Origin of the sequence: Pseudomonas sp. UYIF39, assembly GCF_029963765.1 — a bacterium.
Lineage (GTDB): Bacteria > Pseudomonadota > Gammaproteobacteria > Pseudomonadales > Pseudomonadaceae > Aquipseudomonas.
On sequence record NZ_JALBYU010000045.1, the window covers coordinates 1 to 19941 of the forward strand.

Below are 19941 nucleotides of genomic sequence, written 5' to 3' on the forward strand. Positions count from 1 at the left end.
TAGACTTCCAGAATCTGCCGTCAACACTTAATTATGCTTTTCTATCAAACACTTGAAGAACGCCGGAAAACGGCCCGTTTCCTCTCTATATAGAAGGATTGGAAATCCCAAAGTCCCTGGATAGTTTTGCGCAGCCCCAAAACGAGAAGCCCTATCAGCTGCCGTACACTTTCGCCGGTGGTACCGCCCGGGCCATCAATTGCTCTACCGCCTGACCCACCTCGCCCACCGCCCAACGCCCTTGCCTGTCCAGCTCCGGACCTCCACGCCAGCCGTCAGCAATCGACAACTTGCCGCCCTCGACTTCGAACATCTGCCCGTTGACCGCACTGGACGCTTGCGAGCCAAGCCAGACCACCAGCGGCGCAACGTTTTCCGGAGCGAAGTAGTCGAAGCCCTCTTCGGGTTTTTTCATGGTATCGGCGAACACCTGCTCGGTCATTCCGGTGCGCGCGGCCGGGGCTAGTGCGTTGACGGTTATGCCATAGCGCCCCAGTTCGGCCGCCTGCACCAGCGTCAACGCAGCAATACCGGCCTTGGCAGCGGCATAGTTGGACTGACCGATGGAGCCCCGCAAACCGGCCCCGGAACTGGTGTTGATGATCCGCGCGCTCAACTGCGCACCTCCCTTGGTCTGCTCGCGCCAGTAACGCGCGGCGTGGCTGGCGATACAGAAGTGGCCTTTGAGGTGCACGGCCACCACCGCATCCCAGTCGGCTTCGGTGAGGCTGGCGAACATGCGGTCGCGACAGATGCCGGCGTTGTTGACCACCACGTCCAGGCCACCGAAGGTTTCGATGGCCTGGCGCACGATCAACGCAGCATCATCGTAGCGGGTGATGTCGTTGCTGTTGGCCACGGCGCTTCCACCCTGCCCGAGAATTTCGCCGACCACGGCCAGCGCCGCTTCACGGTTGATATCGTTGACCACCACTTTAGCGCCCTCGGCGGCGAAGGCCAGCGCGTAGGCCCGGCCCAGACCACCGCCGGCACCGGTGATGATTACTACGCGGTTCTCACAGATTTTCATGTTCCTGCTCCCTTCAAATACATCGCTTACAAGCGTTCGATAATCGTCACGTTGGCCTGGCCGCCGCCTTCGCACATGGTCTGCAAGCCGAAGCGTCCCCCGCTGCGCTCCAGTTCATGCAACAGCGTGCACATCAATCGAGTGCCGGTGGCGCCCAGCGGATGGCCGAGGGCAATCGCCCCGCCGTTGACGTTGGTCTGTTCATGGGGATAACCCGTCTCCTTGAGCCAGGCCATTGCCACCGAGGCGAAGGCTTCGTTGATCTCCACCCGGTCGATGTCTTCAAGCTTCATTCCGGCTCGCTTGAGTGCGTAAGCGGTGGCCGGGATTGGAGCGGTGAGCATCCAGATCGGGTCTTCGGCACGCACGCTGAGGTGGTGGATACGCGCACGCGGTGTCAGCCCGTAGCGTTTGAGTGCTGTTTCAGAAACGATCAGCATCGCGCTGGCCGCGTCGCAGGTCTGGCTGGACACTGCCGCGGTCACCCGGTCGCAGCCAAACAGAACGTCCAGTTCGGCCATTTTCGCCAGGCTGGTATGGCGCGGCGTTTCGTCGTGCACGACTCCGGCCAGTGGCACGATTTCCCGGTTGAACCACCCTTGCTCGATGGCCCGCAATGCCCGCTGATGGGACTCCAGTGAATAGGCTTCCAGTTGTTCGCGGGACAGCCCCCACTTCTCGGCAATCATCTGCGCCGAACGGAATTGAGTCGGCGGTTGTGCGCCGTAGCGCCGGACCCAACCTTCGGAGCCGCTGAAAGGATCACTGAAGCCCAGCGGTTCGGCAGCGATCATCGCCGAGGAAATCGGAATCTGGGTCATGGTTTGCACGCCGCCGGCGACGACCACGTCCTGGGTGCCGCTCATCACCGCTTGGGCGGCAAAGTGCACCGCTTGCTGGGACGAACCGCACTGGCGATCGATGGTGGTACCGGGTACCGCCTGCGACAGGCCGGCAGCCAGCCAACAGGTGCGGGCAATGTCCCCGGCCAGCGGACCGATGGTGTCGACACAGCCGAAGATCACGTCGTCGTAATCGTCATCGGGGATGTCGTTGCGCTCGACCAGCGCACGCAAGACGTGGGCGCCCAGATCGGCTGCGTGAATCTGGCTCAAACCACCCTTGCGCCGCCCGGTGGGCGTACGCAGGACGTCGATAATATAGGCTTCCGGCATGGTCTATCTCGCAGTTAGAAGGTTTGGCCAGCACCCAGTGCTGGATTGCCGTCGTACAAGGCCGCGCGGATCCGCCCTTTGTGACGGCCGCGATCACCCCAGACCTTGTCCAGCGCCCAGGCGCGTTTCATGAACAAATGCAGGTCAACTTCCCAGGTGTAACCCATGGCGCCATGAGCCTGAATGGTGTTTTTCGCGGCGAGCATGGCGGCTTCCGAAGTTGCCAATTTGGCATGGGACACCAGCACTTCCTGTCCCGGTTGCTGCTCGGCCAGTGCATAGGCAGCGCGATACAGCGGCCCTTTGGCGAACTCGATCTGCACCGCGACGTTGGCCATCAAATGCTTGACCGCCTGGAACGAACCCACCGGTTTGCCGAACTGTTTGCGCTCAAAGGTGTAATCCACCGCGAGGTCGACCATGCGTTTGGCCAGCCCCAGCATTTGCGCGGCACAGCCCAGCGCGCCACGATTAAACGCGGCAGCCCACAAGCGCCGACCCTGTTCGCCAGCGGCCACGCAGGTGGCGGATGTTGGCGTCCAGTCGACCCGAAACAGCTGACGACTGGGATCGACCGACACATTGCGGGTCAGGCGCACCGCGCCAGGTTCGACCGCATGCACCTCATCGCCATGAGCCAGCAACAGCAAATCGGCGACGTGAGCATCGCTGACCAGCGGGTTACCCGGCTCGGCAATCGCCAACCGTGCGCGGCCTTCCGCGACGCGCGTCAGCCAGTGCTGTTTGAGCGCCGCGTGGCTTTCATCAAGGGCGGCGAGCAACGGCACGCCAATCAGCATCGTGTCCACCAGCGGTTCGGGCAGGCCGGCATAACCACATTCCTGAGCGAGCAGAATGAAGTCCAGCTCATTCATGCCCATCCCGTCTTGCTCTTCGGGCACGGTCAGCGCGGTCAGGCCCAACTCCACCAGTTGCGCCCACAATTGATCGCTGCGCCCGCTATCGCAAAGCCAGAGTTCGCGAATGCGCTCCGGGGTGACCTCGTTGATCAGAAAACTCCTGACGTTGTCCTGGAACAGCAACTGGTCGCGGCTGAAACTAAAGTCCATGGTCTATTCCTCAGGCACGCGGCATGCCGAGCATGCGTTCGGCAATGATGTTGCGCTGGATCTCGTTGGTGCCGGCATAGATCGGTCCGGCCTGGGCAAACAGAAAACCTTCCAGCCAATGGCCGACGTCGCCCGCAGCAGGCGCTTCGGGCAGCAGCTCGCCACGCAAGCCGAGAATGCTCATGGCGGTGTCGTGCATGCGCTGATCGAGTTCCGACCAGAAGATTTTGTTGGTCGAAGACTCCGGCCCGATCTTGCCGCCCTGCACCAGTTTCGAGGCGGTCATGTAGGTGCTCAGGGTGTAAGCCTCGGCGTCCAGCCATGCGCGCATCACCGACTCGCCAATGGACGGGTCACGATCAGCTTGCTCGCGGTTGGCCAGGTACAGCTGCACCAGTCGCCGCGCGGTTTCCTGAAAACGTGCGGGTGAACGCAGCAGCAAACCGCGTTCGAACCCGGCGGTGGACATCGCCACATGCCAACCCACGCCCTCGCCGCCCAGCGCGTTTTCCACCGGAACCTTGACGTCGTCGAAGAAAATCTCGGCGAACCCAGGCAAGCCATTGAGCTGAGGAATCGGCCGTACCGTGATCCCCGGACTGTCGAGCGGCAGCAGAATAAACGTCAGGCCTTGATGGCGCTGCGAATGAGGGTCGGTGCGGAAAATGCCGAATATCCAGTCAGCCCACACGGCGCGAGTCGACCAGGTTTTCTGGCCGTTGATCACGTAATGGTCGCCCACCCGCTCGGCGCGCGAGCGGATCGCCGCCATGTCGGAGCCCGCGCCTGGCTCGGACCAGGCCTGGGCCCAGATATCTTCACCGGTGGCCATCCGTGGCAAAAAGCGCGCTTTCTGTTCGTCGCTGCCATATTCCATCAGCGTCGGGCCGAGCAGGAAGATGCCGTTCTGGTTAACCCGTGCAGGCGCGCCAGAGCGGTAGTACTCCTCCTCGAAGATCAACCACTCGATCAAATCGCAACCACGCCCACCGAGGTCGGTCGGCCAGGTGACCATGCCCCAGCGACCGTCGTTAAGCCGGTTCTCCCAGGTACGGTGCTCGGCAAAGCCTTGCTCGGTGTCGAACGATTGCAGCGGTTCACCGGGTACATTGGCCGTCAGCCAGGCCCGCGCCTCGGCGCGAAAGGCCTGCTGGGCCGGGGTGTATGTCAGGTCCATGAGAGTGCCTTCAGCCGTTGAAGTGGGCATCGCGCTTCTCGACGAACGAGTCGCGTGCTTCCTGTGAGTCCAGTGAGCGATAAGCTTCGAGCGTGAAGCCCTGCTCCCAGCGATATTTGTCTTCCAGATTGCCGTCTTCGATACCGCTCAGCGCTTCTTTGGCGAGGCTGATCATGACCGGGCTCTTGGCGGCGATGGTGCGGGCGATTTGCAGCGCGGCCTCACGCAAGTCCTCGCACTTGACCACACGCTCTACCGCACCCAGGCGCCAGGCCTCGGCGGCGTCGATCATCTCGCCGGTGAAGTACATGTGGCGGACCTTCTGCACCGGGAACAACCGCTGCAAATGCGCGCCGCCGCCCATGGCACCGCGATCGACCTCGGGCACGCCGAAACTGGCGCACTCGGAGGCCACCAGAATGTCGGCCGCGCCGCAGATGCCGATGCCGCCGCCGAGGACGAAGCCGTGTACGGCGACGATGACCGGTTTCGGATTGCGGTGAATGGCCTTGAAACTGTCGTAGTTGCCTTTGTTCACCGCCACGATCAGGTTGCCATCGGCGGCCAGTTCCTTGATGTCGACCCCGGCGCAGAAGCCGCGACCTTCGGCGCGAATCACGATCACCCGCACGTTGGCGTCTCGACCGAGGCCTTCGATCTCGCTGGCGATATCGGCCCAGCCCTGACAATTGAAGGCGTTGACCGGTGGCTGGTTGAACACCAGTTCGGCAATGCCGTTATCGATACTGACGCTAAATGGTTTCATGCCTTTCCCCTTCACGACACACGGCGGCACAGCTCGCCCAGACGCGCTTCGGCGTCACGGACGATCTGTTCAATCAATTGGGCGCAGCTGGGCAAGCTGTCGATAGACGCGGCGATCTGGCCGGCGGGCAGTACACCTTCGGCGGGTAACCCATCGACCATGGCTTTCTGAATCACCATCGGCGCGTTGGCGGCCATGATGCTTTGGGCGGCCGTCAGCTCACCGCTGCCGCGCATTTTCAAAACACTGCCGAGCAGTTGCGTCAGGCTCATGCCACTGTGGCGGCGGTACGCCAGGCCACTCTGGAAGGCCAACAACAAGCGTTTGAGACCACCACTGGCTTCAAGCTGGTTGAGCAATTCGTTGCGAATCATCCGTTGCGGCATACCGTCGATGGCGCGACTGATGATGATCGCCGCCGGGTCCTTGACCGCGAGGTAACGCGACAGGGTCGCCTGCGGCACCGGACTGTCGGCGCACATCAGAAAGCGCGTGCCCATGGCGATGCCTTCGGCGCCATAGGCCAGGGCCGAGACCAGGCCTTTACCATCCTTGAAACCACCGGCGGCCACCACGGGCACCGGGACTGCGTTGACGACTTGATCGAGCAGTAGCGAAGTCGGCACCGAGCCCGTATGCCCACCGCCCTCGCCGCCCTGTACGGTGACCGCATCGGCGCCCATTTCCACGGCTTTCTGCGCGTGCTTGAGCGCTCCAACGGTGGGGATGCACACCACGCCGGCATCCTTCAGACGGCTGATCATTTGCTTACCGGGCGAGCGGCTGTAGCTGACTGCCCTGACGTTGTGGCGCAGCACCAGCTCGACGATATCTGCGGCGTTGGCCTGGTACATATGGAAATTGACCCCGAAAGGCTGATCGGTCAGACGCCGGGTTTCGAGGATTGCTGCCTCCATCCGCTGAGGCTCGATGGTCGCCCCGGCGAGAAAGCCGAAGCCGCCGGCATTGCCCGTGGCCGCCACCAATTTCGGGTCGGCAACCCAGCCCATGGCGGTCTGGATGATCGGATAGCGACAACCGAGCAATTCGGTCAGACGGGTATTCAAAGAGATCGCCATGCTCACGCCCCGCCCAAGGTTCGTTGCGAACGGACCATGGCCTTGGCGTCATATCCGCCGAGTCGGTCACCGGACACCAGTTCATTGTGGGCGTGGGCGAAGTGATGCAGACCAAACACCATGTCCATGGTCGCGCGCTTGCCCATCAGGTCTTCGGCGTTGTTGACTGCCTGCTTGCTCAGTTGCAGACCGAGGCGCGGCATCTGCGCGATGCGTCCGGCGATGTCGAGGGTTTGCTGTTCCAGTTCATCGCGGGTCACTACCCGGTTGAGCATGCCCATCTGGTAGGCGCGCGCCGCCGGCATGCGCTCGCCGAGGAACAAAAACTCCTTGGCGATTCGCGAGTTCAACTCATGCACATGGGCGAAGTACTCGACCCCGGGAATGCCCATTCGTACCACCGGATCCGCGAAGTAAGAATCCTCACTGGCGACGATCAGGTCGCACACCCAAGCCAGCATCAGCCCGCCCGCGATGCACGCCCCATGAACCATGGCGATGGTTGGCTTGGGCATTTCGCGCCAGCGGCGGCACATGCCCAGATAGACTTCCTGCTCTCGGGCGTAGAGAAACTCGCCGCCCGGTTTGTTCACATGGTCGTACCACAGGCTGGCGCGGTCGAAGGTCAGATCGACGTCGCGACCCGGCGTACCGATGTCATGCCCGGCGGAGAAATGCTTGCCGGCACCCCGCAGCACGATGACTTTCACCTCATCGTCATCGCAGGCCCGGCGAAACGCCGCGTCCAGCGCGTAGGTCATCTGTGAGTTCTGCGCGTTGTGGTACTCGGGGCGATTCATGGTGACCAGGGCCACCGCGCCGCGCACCTCGTAAAGCACCACGTCGGCCTCGTTCTTGTCGTTATGTTCAGCCATCACTTTTCTCCGAAACGGGGGCGCTCAGCGTTGGCCTGGCGGGTTGTCTTTGAGCTGGCTGGCACGCAGGTTGTGCGGGTCCAGGCGCTGGATCAGCTGCAATTGCTCGACGGTCGGGGCAGCCGTGGTCGGGCAGTCTTGCGGCACATGCAGGGCAAAACCGGTGTTGTCCTGAACCTCGGCCACCGTCACGCCGGGGTGCAGCGAGCGAATGCGCATTTGCCGCTGTGGTCCTTGGAAATCCAGCACGCAGAGGTCAGTGATGATCAGGCGGATATCGATCTCGTCCAGCGACCAGCCGCGCGCCAGACGCGCCGGGTTGTAGCCGACCGAGGCGACCATATCGACCTCGCCTTCGACGAACACCCGACGGTTGTGGCTGGGCACGCAAAAGGAGTTGGCGTGGCTGATCGAGTTGCCGGGAAAACCGCGCACACCGAGCATTTGCGCCTTGGGCTTGGCGTAGTCACCGATGCACGAAATGTTCGCCTGGCCGAAACGGTCGATCTGGGTCGGGCCGACCAGTGCATGGCGCTTGCCGCCCCAGACGTTATCGAAAATCCGCGAAAAACCCATCCAGCTGTCGCGCTTGGGCTGGTAGCCGTTGCGCGCGCCGAGCGGCACCGGCTCCGCGACCATGTAGGCTTCGGAATCGGTCATCAGCAGCTGCGGATTGCTGCCGAGCATGCTCAATGAAGAGGCCAGGCGCGGGATCACGCCGATGCCGCTGGCCAGTACCTCGCCATCGTCGCGCCAGGCTTCGGAAGCGGCGCAGATCATCAATTCGGCGAGGCTGTAAGTGGTAGTGCTCATCGCAAGGCTCCCTTAAAAAATCGGCAACGGCAGTTGGCGGATGGCAGCCAGGCCGCCGACCTTGTCCAGGTACTGTTCGTGGGTGCAGTCGACGTAGTTGCGGACATAGTCCTGCCAGCCATCGACGGCCTGCGCCGAAGCGTTGTAAGCCTTGAAGTGCGCCACGTCGAAACCGTACAGCGGCGCGCAGGAAGACGGATGCGCGCCGCCCGGCACGTGGGCCACGGCGGTGGTCAGGTTGCGTTCCCAGAACACCTGATGCGCGTGCCCCGCATCGGCGTGGAAATACTCGCTGTCCACCAGTTCATCGCAAGTCACGTAGCTGCGGGTCGCGGCCCGTACGAACACGTCATCCATGTAGTGATCGGGGCCGCTGATCTGGCAGACACCGCGCGCATCGGCACGGTCGACGTGAATCAGCGCCGCATCGAGTTTGAGCGCCGGCATCGCCACCCAGTCCTTGCCATCGGCATAGGGCGAACCGATCAACTTGATCTGCCGGTTGTGCCGCAGCACATCGGTGCCCAAGCCAACTGCCGTCGGAATAAATGGCACATTCATCGCGGCGGCGCGCAGACCGAGCAGGAGCATGCCTTCGTCGATTTCCATCACCTCCAGCGTCGCCTCTTGGCGTGCCTTGCGGAAGTACGGTTCCAGTGGAATGAAATCCAGGGAAACGAAGGCGAACACCAGTTTCCTGATCTTGCCGGCCGCGCAGAGCATGCCGACATCCGCACCGCCGTAGGCGACCACGGTGAGGTCCTTGAGGTCGGAGCGCAAAATCTCCCGCACCAACGCCATGGGTTTGCGCCGCGGCCCCCAGCCACCGATGCCGATGGTCATGCCGTCACGCAGTTGGCCGACCATCTCGGCCGTGGTCATTCGCTTGTCCATCGTCATCTTCCTCATTGGCGACCGACACTGAAGTCGTGGCCCCAGTGGCTGACCACGGTGCTTTCAAAAGGTGTGTGGCGATCCCAATCGACCACCAGGCCATCGCAGCCGTATTCCAGATCAAACCCGGACGGCGTCTTGATGTAGAACGAAATCATCTGATCGTTGGTGTGCTGACCGAGGGTGGCCGACAGCTTCACGCCGTTTGCCTGCACGCGATCGAGGGCGCGACCAACTTCGTCCAGCGCGTTGACCTCGACCATCATGTGCACGCAGCCGTGGGGCATTGGGCACTCGAAGATCGCCAGCGAGTGATGCCGACCGTTATTGCAGTGCAGGAAGTGGATGCGCTTTTGTGGCTCGGCCGGGTCCGGGGTGAAGCGGACTTTCATCAAGTCGGACAGCCCGAAACCGAGGACTTGCTCGTAGAAATCCCGGCAACGCTCGAAGCTCGGCGCCGGCAGTACCACGTGGCCCATGCCCAATTCGTCGGTGACAAAACCCTTGACCCCGACCGGCGAGACGAAGCGTGCGAAGTCCTGCAGAGGTCCCCAGAACAGTTCGTGGCGATTGCCATCCGGGTCGCTGAAGTGCACCAGTTCCTGGACCTTGCGAACCTCGGCCTGGGCCACGGTGCCGCGGGTAACTTGCACATCGGCCTGCTCCAGAACGCTGACCGCGTGTTCAAGCGCCGCTTTGCCAGGCACTTCCCAGCCGCACGCACCGAAGCCGTTCTCAGTGCTTTTCTCCACCAGGATGCGGTAATGGCGCTCGTCCATTTTCAGGTACAGCGGCTCTTCGGCATCGCTGCCGGCCACCATCATGCCCAGCACCTGGCTTGCGTACTGACGCCATTGCGCCAGGTCGCTGGATAACAGGGTGACGTAACCCAGACCACGGATATCCATGGATGCACTCCTCGTTTTTCAGGCCGAGCCGCCCATCGGCGGCTGCCGGGGGAGACTTTATGTAGGGCTATTCAAACGGGTTTGCGCGCGGGCAACATCGTCCAATGGGACTAGCGGAAATGACGGGGTGAGCGCATAAAAAACTGTGGGAGCGAGCTTGCTCGCGAAGAGGCCATCACAGTCAACATAGATGTTGAATGTAAGACCGCTATCGCGAGCAAGCTCGCTCCCACAGGGGGTCAGGGGCGGGTTTTAAGCCTTGCGAAAATGCGGAATCACTTTCTCGCCAATATTGCGCAGGGTCTCCAGTTGCGCCCATTGCGGCACGGTGCCCATCTGGCAGATGAACAGGATTTCGTCGGCACCCGCATCGATCAACCGTTGCACGTAACCGATGCAATCCTCGACGGTTCCGTAGGCGTGGTTGGGGTTCATCATCGCCATGGTCGGGTCGGAGAAATCGACGCTGACTTCTTCCGAGGCGAAGCGCGATTTGATCACGCTCTGGCCGTTGCCATCGACGAAGGTGTCGTCCTTCCACTTCTCCGGGTCCGGGCGCTCACCACCGCCGTACCAATAGCCCAACGACTCCATGAAGTAACGCTGGCCACGAATGCCGATGCGGCGCGCCTCTTCGTTGTCCTCCAGAACGATGGCCGGGCACAGGGCTGCAATGTGACGGTTAGGACGGAAGCCCACCTGCTGCTTCTCATCGCGGTTATCAAAGGCTTCGTGATAGACCTCGACCTTCTTGGCGATTTCTTCCGGGCCACCGAAGCCCAGCACCAATGCACCCATTGCGCGACCACCAGCCTTTTTCAGCGACTCGGTATTGGTGCACGCCAGGTACATCGGCGGGTGCGGGTCTTGATAAGGCTTGGGATGGATCGGTCGTTTTGGGATCTGCACAAAGTCGCCGTTGTGCTCGATTTCGTCCTGCACGAACATTTTCGGGATCAGGTACATCATCTCGTCGATCTGCGGCTGCAACGTGGCCAGGTCGTAACCGAAGGTGCCGGCCTCCTGCTGGGTGCCACCCTTGCCGACGCCAAAATGCACCCGGCCTTTGGACAACAGGTCGAGGGTCGCGATGCGTTCCGCGACTTTCACCGGGTGGTTCATCGCCGGTGGCAGGCAGACTACGCCGTGGCCAATGCCGATGCGTTCGGTTTTGCCGGCGACGAAGGCCAGCATGGTTTCCGGCGCGGACATATGCGAGTAGTTGCTCAGCGCCGTGTGCTCCACGCACCAGAAGGTGTCGAAGCCGAGCTTGTCGGCCAACACGGCCTGCTCAACGGTATCTTCGAAAATCTTGCGGTCGCCTTCGCGGCTGGAGTCCACCGTCTGGGCTTCGTAAATCAATGAAAATTTCATGGTTGATCCTTGTGTTTATTGGATGCGCAGTCGGCGCCTGAGACCTACGCCTTGTGCCCATGCTCGGGCATCAAAGAGGCGCTCGAATCACGCAAACGGACTAGCCGATTCATAGGAAAGAGTCGTAGGAAAAAGTCAGAGAAAAAAGTCGTTGCTGTCCTGGCCCATGCTGACCCCGCCGAGATTCCAGGCGTACTTGGCCGGGTTGTTCGCGACGTGGGCGCGGCCGGTGTAAATGTCGCGGAATGCCCGGTTGATCGTGTGGCTGCGGAAGATGGTCGAGGCGCCACTGTTGAACATCAGGTCGGCAACCGCTTTGGCGCACTTGTCGGCTACCAGCGCCGAGTCGTAACGCATCTTTACCCGCTCAGGCATGCTCAACGGCTCTGCACTTTGGGCCCGTTGCATCATCAGAGCGAAGTTGCGCAGCAGGACGGTTTTGCACTCGTCGACGCAGACCATGGCGTTGGCCAGCGAGGATTGCGCGGCCGGGTCCTGGACCATTTTGCGACCGTCGTTGACCCCGACCCGCGCCCGGTTATGCTCGACAAACTGATCCACCGCGCCCTGCAGGGCACCAATGGCTGAGGACGACACCGCCCGCACAAAAATCTGCCCGAATGGCAGGCGGAACAGCGGCGCGGTGTTCACTGCGTTACCCGGGCTGTCCTGCATGAAACCGTCGAACGCCCGATGAGTGCGGTACTCCGGAACGAAGGCGTTCTCCACCAGGATGTCGTGGGAGCCGGTGGCTTCCAGGCCCATGACATTCCAGTTATCGAGAACCTGGTAGTCGCTGCGCGGCACCAGGAAAGTCCGGTAATCCGGCGCCCCGCCCGCCTCCTCCGGTGGCACCAACGCCCCGAGGAACACCCAGTCGCAATGCTTGCTGCCGGAAGAAAACCCCCAGCGCCCGCTCAGCTTGAAACCATTCTCGACCCGCTCGACCTTGCCCACCGGCATATAGGAAGAAGAGATCAGCACACTGGAGTCGGCGCCCCAGACATCCTGTGCCGCACGGTCATCGAACAGCGCCAGTTGCCAGTTATGGATCGCCACCACCCCCAGCACCCAGGCCGAGGACATGCAGCCTTCGGCGAGGGTCATCTGCACCTCGAAGAAGTCCTTGGGTTCGAGTTCATAACCTTCCCAGCGCGATGGCTGAAGGATGCGAAAGAACCCGGCGTCGTGGAAATCCTTCAGCGTTTCTTCAGGCAGCTGGCCGGCTTGCGCGGCGTTCAGGGCGCGTTCACGCAAGATCGGCACCAGCTCGCGGGCACGTTGGCTCAGACGCTGGCGAATCAGGTCTTGGTTGAGCATTTTTATTGTTCTCCTCTGTTCACCCCATCCGCCGGGGCGCGCGTGCAGCGGGGCGGATGCAGCACCGGTGGTGCTCGCCTCCACTGCGGCATTCAAGCAATGAGTGCGGCGGTGGGCATCCCTCAAACGGACCATGTGCCTCTTGATAACAGCAAAGATCTAAAGATCGTCCGAACCCAGCCCTAACCTGCGGTAGTTCGTACGGGGATTGAGTCAACCTTGAGAGATTGGTTGGCAGATAGACCGCCATCGCGAGCAAGCTCGCTCCCACAGGGGAATGGTGGGCATCTGCAAGAGATTGGTCGGCTGTCAGGCCGCCTTCGCAGGCAAGCCAGCTCCCACAATGGAACGGATACGCCTTTCGCTTCTCACCACTCAACAGGCCGAGCGTTAGCTCGCCTGCAGCTTGTGATCTTGATCCACCCGCCCCTTCGGGAGGCTGAGTGGAGGTGTTCATCCGGGGAGTGGCGCGCAGCGCCGTTCGACGCAGTCGAACACGCTGCATGTAGGTCGTCGCGAAGCAGACCGGAGGGCAGTGTCCCCGGATGGATACCGGAACGAAGGAACGCCGAGCCTAAGCGAGGGGCCGGACGCTTGGGGCGAGCGTTTTTTTGCTTACTTTTTTTAGGCGTTTGTAAAAAAAGTGAGTCGCCGTAAGGGCGAAACCGCCAGCCGCCATAACCGCAGGAATGGATATGTACTCAATCAACAAAAGCCTGGCCGGCCCTGAGGCCGCCAAGGCCTAGTCCCCTCGGACGATGTTACGGCGGGGCGTCAGAGCAAGAATCCATCGCACTCCATGCACAACGAAAGGGCTAGTGCGATGAACGACATCAATTTGAAAGCCGACATGCTCCAGGCCATGCGCCGCCTGGCCAAGTCAGTCACCATAATCAGCACCAGTAACGGCTCCGAGCGCTTCGCCATGGCCGCCACGGCAGTCGACTCCCTCAGCACCGAACCACCATCGCTACTCATCTGCATCAACAAAACAGCCTCCCCCCATGCCGCACTGGCGACCGGCGCAGACTTCTGCGTCAACATCCTCGGCGTCGAACAACAAGACCTCGCCCACCTGTGCAGCGGCGCGATCAAAGGCGAAGCACGATTCGACCGTGGCAACTGGCTGACCAGTGCCGGCGGCATTCCCTATCTGGGAGACGCCCAATCGGCAATCCTCTGCCGGCAAGACGGCCACTTCAGCTACGGCACACACACCGTATTCATCGGGCGCATCCTGCAAATCCACACCAGTGAAGCGATCACCCCGCTGGTCTACCTCGACGGCACCTACACCACCACCGCGAAACCCGTACCCTCCTTCGCTGTCGCCGGCTGAGGCCTGAAAAATGGACAGCCTGAACGGGTTTACGGCGTTGCGAGTGAGCAGCGCCGACCAGCTGAACTGGGATGATCGCTGCGACTTGCTGGTGGTCGGTTTTGGCGGCGCCGGCGCCTGTGCCGCCATCGAAGCGGCCAGTCGCGGATTGACGGTGCTGGCGCTGGACCGCTTTGAAGGTGGCGGCGCCACCGCGATCAGTGGCGGAGTGGTGTATGCCGGTGGCGGCACGCCGTATCAGCGCCAGGCTGGCTATGAAGACAGCAGCGAAGCGATGTTCAACTACCTGCGCCAGGAAGTCGGCGAAGCCGTCAGCAGTCAGACGCTGCGTAGTTTCTGCGAAGGCAGTGCCGAACAACTGGCGTGGCTTGAGCGTCAGGGTGTCGCGTTCGAATCCAGCGTGCCGCCGCATAAAACTTCGTACCCGAGCGACCAGTACTACCTTTATTACTCCGGCAACGAAGCCGTGCCGGCCTATGCCGCCATTGCCAAACCGGCACCTCGCGGTCACCGCACCAAAGGCCCCGGCATGTCCGGCGCCAGCCTGTTCGCCCCGCTCAAGGTCAGCGCTTTGCGTCACGGTGCGCGCCTGCGCAGCCAGTGCGAAGTGCGGCGGCTGGTGCTCGACACCAGCGATCACGTGTTGGGGGTCGAAGCCTGGCACCTGCCGCCCGGTAGTCGCGCAGCCCGTCAACATGCCCGGCTTTCGCGCTGGGCCAGCGCCATCCACATGTATGCCCCGGCATTGGCCGACCGTTTGCGCGCTCGCTTGCGACGCATCGAACAAACCAGTGCCGAACGCCAGCTGATTCGCGCCGAACAGGGTGTGTTGCTGAGCAGCGGCGGTTTTATCTTCAACCGCGGTTGGGTCCGCCAGCATGCGCCGCAGTATCTGGCCGGTTTGCCGCTGGGGACCACCGGCTGTAATGGCAGCGGAATCGCCCTCGGCCAGAGTGCCGGTGGCAGCGTGGCACGGATGGACAAGGTCAGCGCCTGGCGTTTTATCAATCCACCACTGGCCTGGGCCCGTGGGCTGATCGTCAATGCTCGGGGGCAGCGTTACGCCAACGAAGAAATCTACGGTGCGACCCTCGGCCACGCGATGGTCGAAGAGCAGGACGGTCGCGCGATTCTGATTCTCAACCGGGCGCTGGTGCGCGAGGCATTGCGTCAGGTCGGGCCGGGCAAAGTCTGGCAATTCCAGCGCCTGCCGGTGCTGCTCAATTTGCTGTTTAACGCCCGGCGCAGCAACAGCTTGACGAAGCTGGCCAAGCGTTGCGGATTGCCCATCGAGGTCCTGCGACAGAGCGTGGAAACCTATAGCCGCGCCGAGCGGGGCGAAGTCGTTGATACGTTCGGCAAGTCGCAAGCCATGCTCGCCGATATGGACCAGGGGCCGTGGTACGCCCTCGATCTGTCATTCGCCAGCCGCCTGTTCCCCTGCCCTGTCATCACCCTTGGCGGGCTGAAAGTCTGCGAGCACAGCGGGCAGGTGCTGGACCACTCAGGTCAGCCGATCCGAGGCCTTTACAGCGCCGGCCGCAATGCCGTCGGGGTCGCTTCCAACCTTTATGTCTCCGGCCTGTCGCTGGCCGATTGCATCTATTCCGGTCGCCGGGCCGCTGCCCATCTGGCCAATCAAGTCGCACTTCAAACCACACGCTAGGGAGAACAACAATGCAACGTGTAGAAGGCAAAGTCTGCATCATCACCGGCGCCGCCAGCGGCATCGGTCGCGAAGACGCCCTGCTGCTGGCCCGCGAAGGTGCCAAAGTCGTGCTGACCGATCTCAACGAAGAAGCCGGACGCCAGGTCGCCGCAGAAATCGGCAGCAATGCGCTGTTCATTCGCCATGACATCGCCAGCGAAAGCGACTGGCAACAGGTGATCAAAACCACCCTGGAACACTTCGGGCGCCTCGACGTACTGGTGAACAACGCAGCGATTCTGGCCTTGGGCAGCATCGAAGACACCACGTTGGAACTGTGGCAGAAGGTGCAGAAGATCAATGGTGACGGGTACTTTCTCGGCTGCAAATACGCGATCCAGGCGATGAAAGAAACCGGCGGCGGCTCGATCATCAATATGTCGTCGGTGGCGGCGCTGGGTGCGATGCCGATGTTCTGTGCTTACTCGGCCTCCAAGGGCGCGGTGGCGGCAATGACTCGCTCGATTGCCGTGCACTGCAAGCAACAGGGTTATCGCATTCGCTGCAACAGCGTGCACCCCGATGGCGTCAACACGCCAATGACCCAGGCCTTGACCGGCGGCCAGCCGATCCCTCAGGAAGCCCTCGACCAAGACCCGATGAATCGTATGTGCGCGCCCCGGGACATTGCCAATGTGGTGCTGTTCCTCGCCACTGACGAGTCACGTTTCGTCAACGGTGCCGAGATCCGCGTCGACAACGCCCAATTGATCAGCGGGCTCTGAGGCCGAGGTGAACATGGGCACGCAACAGCAGAACCTGACACCGGCCGAATCAGCGACGGGAAGCTACTCATTGCAAGTGTGCGCGGTGATCGACGAGACCTTTGATGCGCGCTCGCTGGTGCTTGAAATACCACCAACCTTGCGTGAGCGCTTTCGTTACAAACCGGGCCAGTTCCTGAGTTTTCGCGTGCCTTGCGCCGGCAAGCTGTTGACCCGCTGTTACTCCATGGCCAGCTCGCCGCTGTCGGATTCGCTGCCCAAGGTCACGGTCAAACGGGTCAAGGGCGGCCGGGTGTCGAACTGGATGAACGAAGTGCAGGTCGGTGACTGGCTGGAGGTGTTGCCGCCAGCCGGGCATTTCTGTCTGGACGAGGAGCAATCGGTTGATAGACCGCTGGTGCTGTTCGGTGGAGGATCAGGCATTACCCCGGTGTTTTCGATCCTGAAATCAGTGCTGCGCAGCAGCCGGCGGCCGATCAAGTTGATCTACGCCAACCGTGATGAAGCCTCGGTGATTTTCAAGGATGAGTTGTGTCAGTTGATCAAGGCGCATCCTGATCAACTGCACGTGGTGCACGTCCTCGACTCGGTTCAGGGCTTCCTGACCGACGCCCAGGTGTGTCATCTGTTGCGCGGTTCGGCTGGCGGTGACTACTTCATCTGCGGACCGGGGCCGTTCATGGACACCGTGGAGCGCACGCTGTTGGGACTGGGCGAGGCCGCCGAACGCATCCATGTCGAGCGCTTCGCCTCGCCTCCGGATCCCGACGAACTGCTCGCTGAAGCAACCCTGGCTCGGGCAGCGGCCCTCGGATCGAAGTGCGAGGCGCTGATTGTCGAGCTCGATGGTCAACCGCACGAGATTGCCTGCCACCCCGGCGATACCCTGCTGCAAAGCTGCAAAGCGGCAGGCCTGGACGTGCCCTCTTCTTGCGAAGAAGGTTTTTGCGGGGCCTGCATGTGCGTCGTCCAGGAAGGTGAGATCCAGCTGGCACGCAACGATGTGCTCAGCCCCAAAGAATTGGCCGAAGGCTGGACACTGGCCTGCCAGAGCCGTCCAACCGGCGGCCGGGTACGGTTGAAATTCCCGGATTGAACGTCCGTCAGCCATAGTCTCAACGGACGATCACCTTGACCGGGTCTGCGGTTAGACTCGGCCACAGCATTAGCCCACAACAATAAAAGAGGTGCAGTTATGGCTCGTTTGCAGAACAAGGTCGCGGTGGTGACCGGCGGCGCTTCGGGGATCGGTCTGGCCTGTGTGCGCCGCTTCGCCGCTGAAGGCGCGCAAGTGGTCGGGCTGGACATCGGCACCGCACCGGCGGATTTCCCTGGCCTGTTCATGACCCTCGATGTGCGCGATGAAGCGCAGGTCCAGCAGGTGATGCAAGAAGTCATCGGCCACTTCGGGCGCATCGACGTGCTGGTCAACGCAGCCGGCGTTGCCGATCAGGGCAGCGTGACCCAGACCACCACCGCCAACTGGCAACGGGTGATGGACATCAACCTGACGGGCAGCATGCTCACCAGCAAATACGCGCTGGAATCGATGGTGTCCCAACGCAGCGGTTCGATCATCAATGTCGGCTCGATCTTCGGCCTGCAAGGCTGCGACGGCAACGTCGCGTATAACGTCTCCAAGGGTGGTATCAACCAGCTGACCCGCTCGATGGCCATTGACTACGGCTATGCCAATATCCGCGTCAACGGCTTGTGCCCCGGCCTGATCGAAACGCCGATGACCAGCATGGTCCGCGAGCAGGAAGCCTTCCACGCCTTCTTCGCCTCGCAGCACATGCTCAACCGCTCCGGGCAACCGGAAGAAGTGGCCAACGTCGCGCTGTTCCTGGCGTCAGACGAAGCGTCCTTTGTCAGCGGCCAGATGATCGCCGTGGACGGTGGTTTCTCCGCCGGTCGCCGCTTCGCCCCGCCCGCCCAGTAATTCGCTATCCGGCCGGGCGCCCTGCCCGGCCCACTCCCTTTTTCGCCACTGTCTTCTAACCGGGGAGGCCCCATGCCGCCTGTCGCAACCGCACTGACCATCGCTCAACTGTTCGCCAACGCTGCCCAGGCCTACGGCGACCGCCCGGCCATCGAGGATGACGGGCGCTCGATCAGCTACCGGGAACTCGACCAGCTGCGCCGCCAAGCTGCCCGTGCGCTGCTGGCAATGAACGTTCAGGCCGAGGATCGGGTGGCGATCTGGGCGCCTAATGTGTGGGAATGGATCGTGGCCGCCGGTGCGCTACAAAGTGTCGGCGCTGCACTGGTGCCACTCAACACCCGCATGAAAGGCAGCGAGGCTGGCTACATCCTGCGTGAAAGTGGCGCCTGCATATTGTTCGCCATCGGTGAATTTCTGGGTGCGGACTACCCGAGCATGCTGGCGTCTGAAGCACTGCCGGCGCTACGACAGATCGTCACCTTACGCGACGGTGGATCGGGCACGCTGAACTGGGATGAGTTCCTCGACCTGGGCGCAGACGTTTCGCAATTGTCCTTGCGAACCCGCGAACAAAGCTTTGGCCCGCAAGCACTGTCCGACCTGCTGTTCACTTCGGGCACCACCGGCAAGCCCAAAGGCGTGATGACCAACCATGGACAAAACCTGCGGGTGGTGCGCGACTGGAGCGAGGTGGTCGGTTTGCGTGAGGACGATCGCTACCTGATCGTCAATCCGTTCTTCCATTCCTTCGGTTACAAGGCCGGTTGGCTGGCGGCGCTGATGCGCGGCTGCACCATCGTGCCGCAGCAGGTGTTCGATGTGCAGGCGGTGCTTGAATGCGTCGAGCGTGAACGGATCACCGTGCTGCCCGGCCCGCCGACGCTCTATCAGTCATTGCTTGCCCATCCGCAACGCAGCCAATTTGACCTGACGTCATTACGGGTAGCGGTGACCGGTGCCGCGGCGATTCCGGTGGAGATGATCCGGCGCATGCGTGACGAACTGGGCTTTGCCACCATCGTCACCGCCTACGGGCTTACCGAAGTCTGCGGTTTTGCGACGATCTGCCGTCCTGGTGATTCGCCGGAATTAGTGGCCAACACTAGCGGCCGGGCCATGCCTGGCGTGGAAATCCGCTGCGTTGGCAGCACCGGCCACAGCCAACCGGCCAACGTTCCCGGCGAGGTTCAGGTGCGCGGCTACAACCTGATGCAGGGTTATTTCAATGACCTGCAGGCCAGCTGGGAAGTCCTCGATGCCGACGGCTGGCTGCACACCGGGGACATCGGCGTGCTCGACGAACAGGGTTACCTGCGCATCACCGACCGCCTCAAGGACATGTTCATCACTGGAGGTTTCAACGTGTACCCGGCGGAGATCGAACACTGTTTGCTGACCTACCCCGGCGTGGCCCAGGTCGCGGTGATCGGCATCCCCGATGAACGTCTGGGTGAAGTGGCGATGGCCTTCCTGCTGCCAGCTCCAGGCATCAAGATCGAGCAGGCCCGATTCCTCGCCTGGTGCCGCGAGCAGATGGCCAACTACAAAGTGCCGCGCCGGGTGCGGGTGCTTGAGAGCATGCCGCTCAACGCAGCAGGAAAAGTGACCAAGAATGTGTTGCGCGAGTGGGCTGAGTTGGATGCTGAATAAATCCCCAAACCTGTAGCAGCTGGCGCAGCCTGCGTTCGGCTGCGCAGCAGTCGTAAAATCAGCTACCTCGGTTGGACAGGTTAACCGCATGAG

The 19941-nt window shown here is 61.9% G+C and carries 18 protein-coding genes; 6 read left to right on the top strand and 12 right to left on the bottom strand.

The window, feature by feature from the left end; translation table 11 throughout:
* Positions 1 to 154 precede the first annotated feature (154 nt).
* The 12 genes from MO767_RS29845 to MO767_RS29900 form a co-directional block, all read right to left on the bottom strand.
* Positions 155 to 1030 (bottom strand): SDR family oxidoreductase, encoded by an 876-nt coding sequence (locus MO767_RS29845; RefSeq protein WP_282483455.1) that lies wholly within the window; start codon positions 1028 to 1030, stop codon positions 155 to 157.
* Positions 1031 to 1056: 26 nt separating this feature from the next.
* Positions 1057 to 2205, bottom strand: coding sequence for an acetyl-CoA C-acetyltransferase (locus tag MO767_RS29850; RefSeq protein ID WP_282483456.1), 1149 nt, complete (start codon positions 2203 to 2205; stop codon positions 1057 to 1059).
* Between the two features lie 14 nt (positions 2206 to 2219).
* Positions 2220 to 3275, bottom strand: coding sequence for an acyl-CoA dehydrogenase family protein (locus tag MO767_RS29855; RefSeq protein WP_282483457.1), 1056 nt, complete (start codon positions 3273 to 3275; stop codon positions 2220 to 2222).
* A gap of 10 nt (positions 3276 to 3285) precedes the next feature.
* Positions 3286 to 4452 (bottom strand): acyl-CoA dehydrogenase family protein, encoded by a 1167-nt coding sequence (locus tag MO767_RS29860; RefSeq protein WP_282483458.1) that lies wholly within the window; start codon positions 4450 to 4452, stop codon positions 3286 to 3288.
* A gap of 10 nt (positions 4453 to 4462) precedes the next feature.
* Positions 4463 to 5218 carry an enoyl-CoA hydratase family protein gene (locus tag MO767_RS29865; RefSeq protein WP_282483459.1) on the bottom strand — a complete coding sequence of 252 codons (756 nt, stop codon included), beginning with the start codon at positions 5216 to 5218 and terminating at the stop codon, positions 4463 to 4465.
* 11 nt (positions 5219 to 5229) lie between these two features.
* Complete coding sequence (locus MO767_RS29870; RefSeq protein WP_282483460.1) at positions 5230 to 6297, bottom strand: nitronate monooxygenase; 1068 nt, start codon at positions 6295 to 6297, stop codon at positions 5230 to 5232.
* A gap of 2 nt (positions 6298 to 6299) precedes the next feature.
* Positions 6300 to 7172: an enoyl-CoA hydratase gene (locus MO767_RS29875; protein ID WP_282483461.1), complete on the bottom strand. Its 873-nt coding sequence runs from the start codon at positions 7170 to 7172 to the stop codon at positions 6300 to 6302.
* Positions 7173 to 7196: 24 nt separating this feature from the next.
* Complete coding sequence (locus MO767_RS29880) at positions 7197 to 7985, bottom strand: ketoacid CoA transferase (RefSeq protein ID WP_282483462.1); 789 nt, start codon at positions 7983 to 7985, stop codon at positions 7197 to 7199.
* A 12-nt stretch (positions 7986 to 7997) separates the two neighbouring features.
* A complete protein-coding gene (locus tag MO767_RS29885; protein WP_282483463.1) occupies positions 7998 to 8879 on the bottom strand; it encodes a CoA-transferase in 882 nt (293 codons plus the stop codon).
* 11 nt (positions 8880 to 8890) lie between these two features.
* Entirely contained in the window at positions 8891 to 9787 is an 897-nt protein-coding gene (locus MO767_RS29890; RefSeq protein WP_282483464.1) for a VOC family protein, read from the bottom strand.
* A gap of 252 nt (positions 9788 to 10039) precedes the next feature.
* Positions 10040 to 11161 carry an LLM class flavin-dependent oxidoreductase gene (locus tag MO767_RS29895; RefSeq protein WP_056745006.1) on the bottom strand — a complete coding sequence of 374 codons (1122 nt, stop codon included), beginning with the start codon at positions 11159 to 11161 and terminating at the stop codon, positions 10040 to 10042.
* A 135-nt stretch (positions 11162 to 11296) separates the two neighbouring features.
* Positions 11297 to 12481 carry a flavin-dependent monooxygenase gene (locus MO767_RS29900; protein ID WP_282483465.1) on the bottom strand — a complete coding sequence of 395 codons (1185 nt, stop codon included), beginning with the start codon at positions 12479 to 12481 and terminating at the stop codon, positions 11297 to 11299.
* Positions 12482 to 13304: 823 nt separating this feature from the next.
* Between MO767_RS29900 and MO767_RS29905 the strand changes: the two genes are divergently transcribed.
* The 6 genes from MO767_RS29905 to MO767_RS29930 all read left to right on the top strand — a co-directional run bounded on the left by MO767_RS29905 (position 13305) and on the right by MO767_RS29930 (position 19848).
* On the top strand, positions 13305 to 13820 hold the full coding sequence (locus MO767_RS29905; RefSeq protein ID WP_046049829.1) for a flavin reductase family protein: 516 nt from the start codon (positions 13305 to 13307) through the stop codon (positions 13818 to 13820).
* Between the two features lie 10 nt (positions 13821 to 13830).
* The gene (locus MO767_RS29910; RefSeq protein ID WP_282483466.1) at positions 13831 to 15486 is read left to right on the top strand and encodes an FAD-binding protein; all 1656 of its coding nucleotides are present in this window, start codon (positions 13831 to 13833) and stop codon (positions 15484 to 15486) included.
* 11 nt (positions 15487 to 15497) lie between these two features.
* Entirely contained in the window at positions 15498 to 16253 is a 756-nt protein-coding gene (locus MO767_RS29915; protein ID WP_282483467.1) for a glucose 1-dehydrogenase, read from the top strand.
* 13 nt (positions 16254 to 16266) lie between these two features.
* Positions 16267 to 17349: a ferredoxin--NADP reductase gene (locus MO767_RS29920; protein ID WP_282483468.1), complete on the top strand. Its 1083-nt coding sequence runs from the start codon at positions 16267 to 16269 to the stop codon at positions 17347 to 17349.
* A gap of 99 nt (positions 17350 to 17448) precedes the next feature.
* The gene (locus MO767_RS29925) at positions 17449 to 18195 is read left to right on the top strand and encodes an SDR family oxidoreductase (RefSeq protein WP_046054830.1); all 747 of its coding nucleotides are present in this window, start codon (positions 17449 to 17451) and stop codon (positions 18193 to 18195) included.
* A gap of 72 nt (positions 18196 to 18267) precedes the next feature.
* The gene (locus MO767_RS29930; RefSeq protein WP_282483469.1) at positions 18268 to 19848 is read left to right on the top strand and encodes a FadD3 family acyl-CoA ligase; all 1581 of its coding nucleotides are present in this window, start codon (positions 18268 to 18270) and stop codon (positions 19846 to 19848) included.
* Positions 19849 to 19941 lie beyond the last annotated feature (93 nt).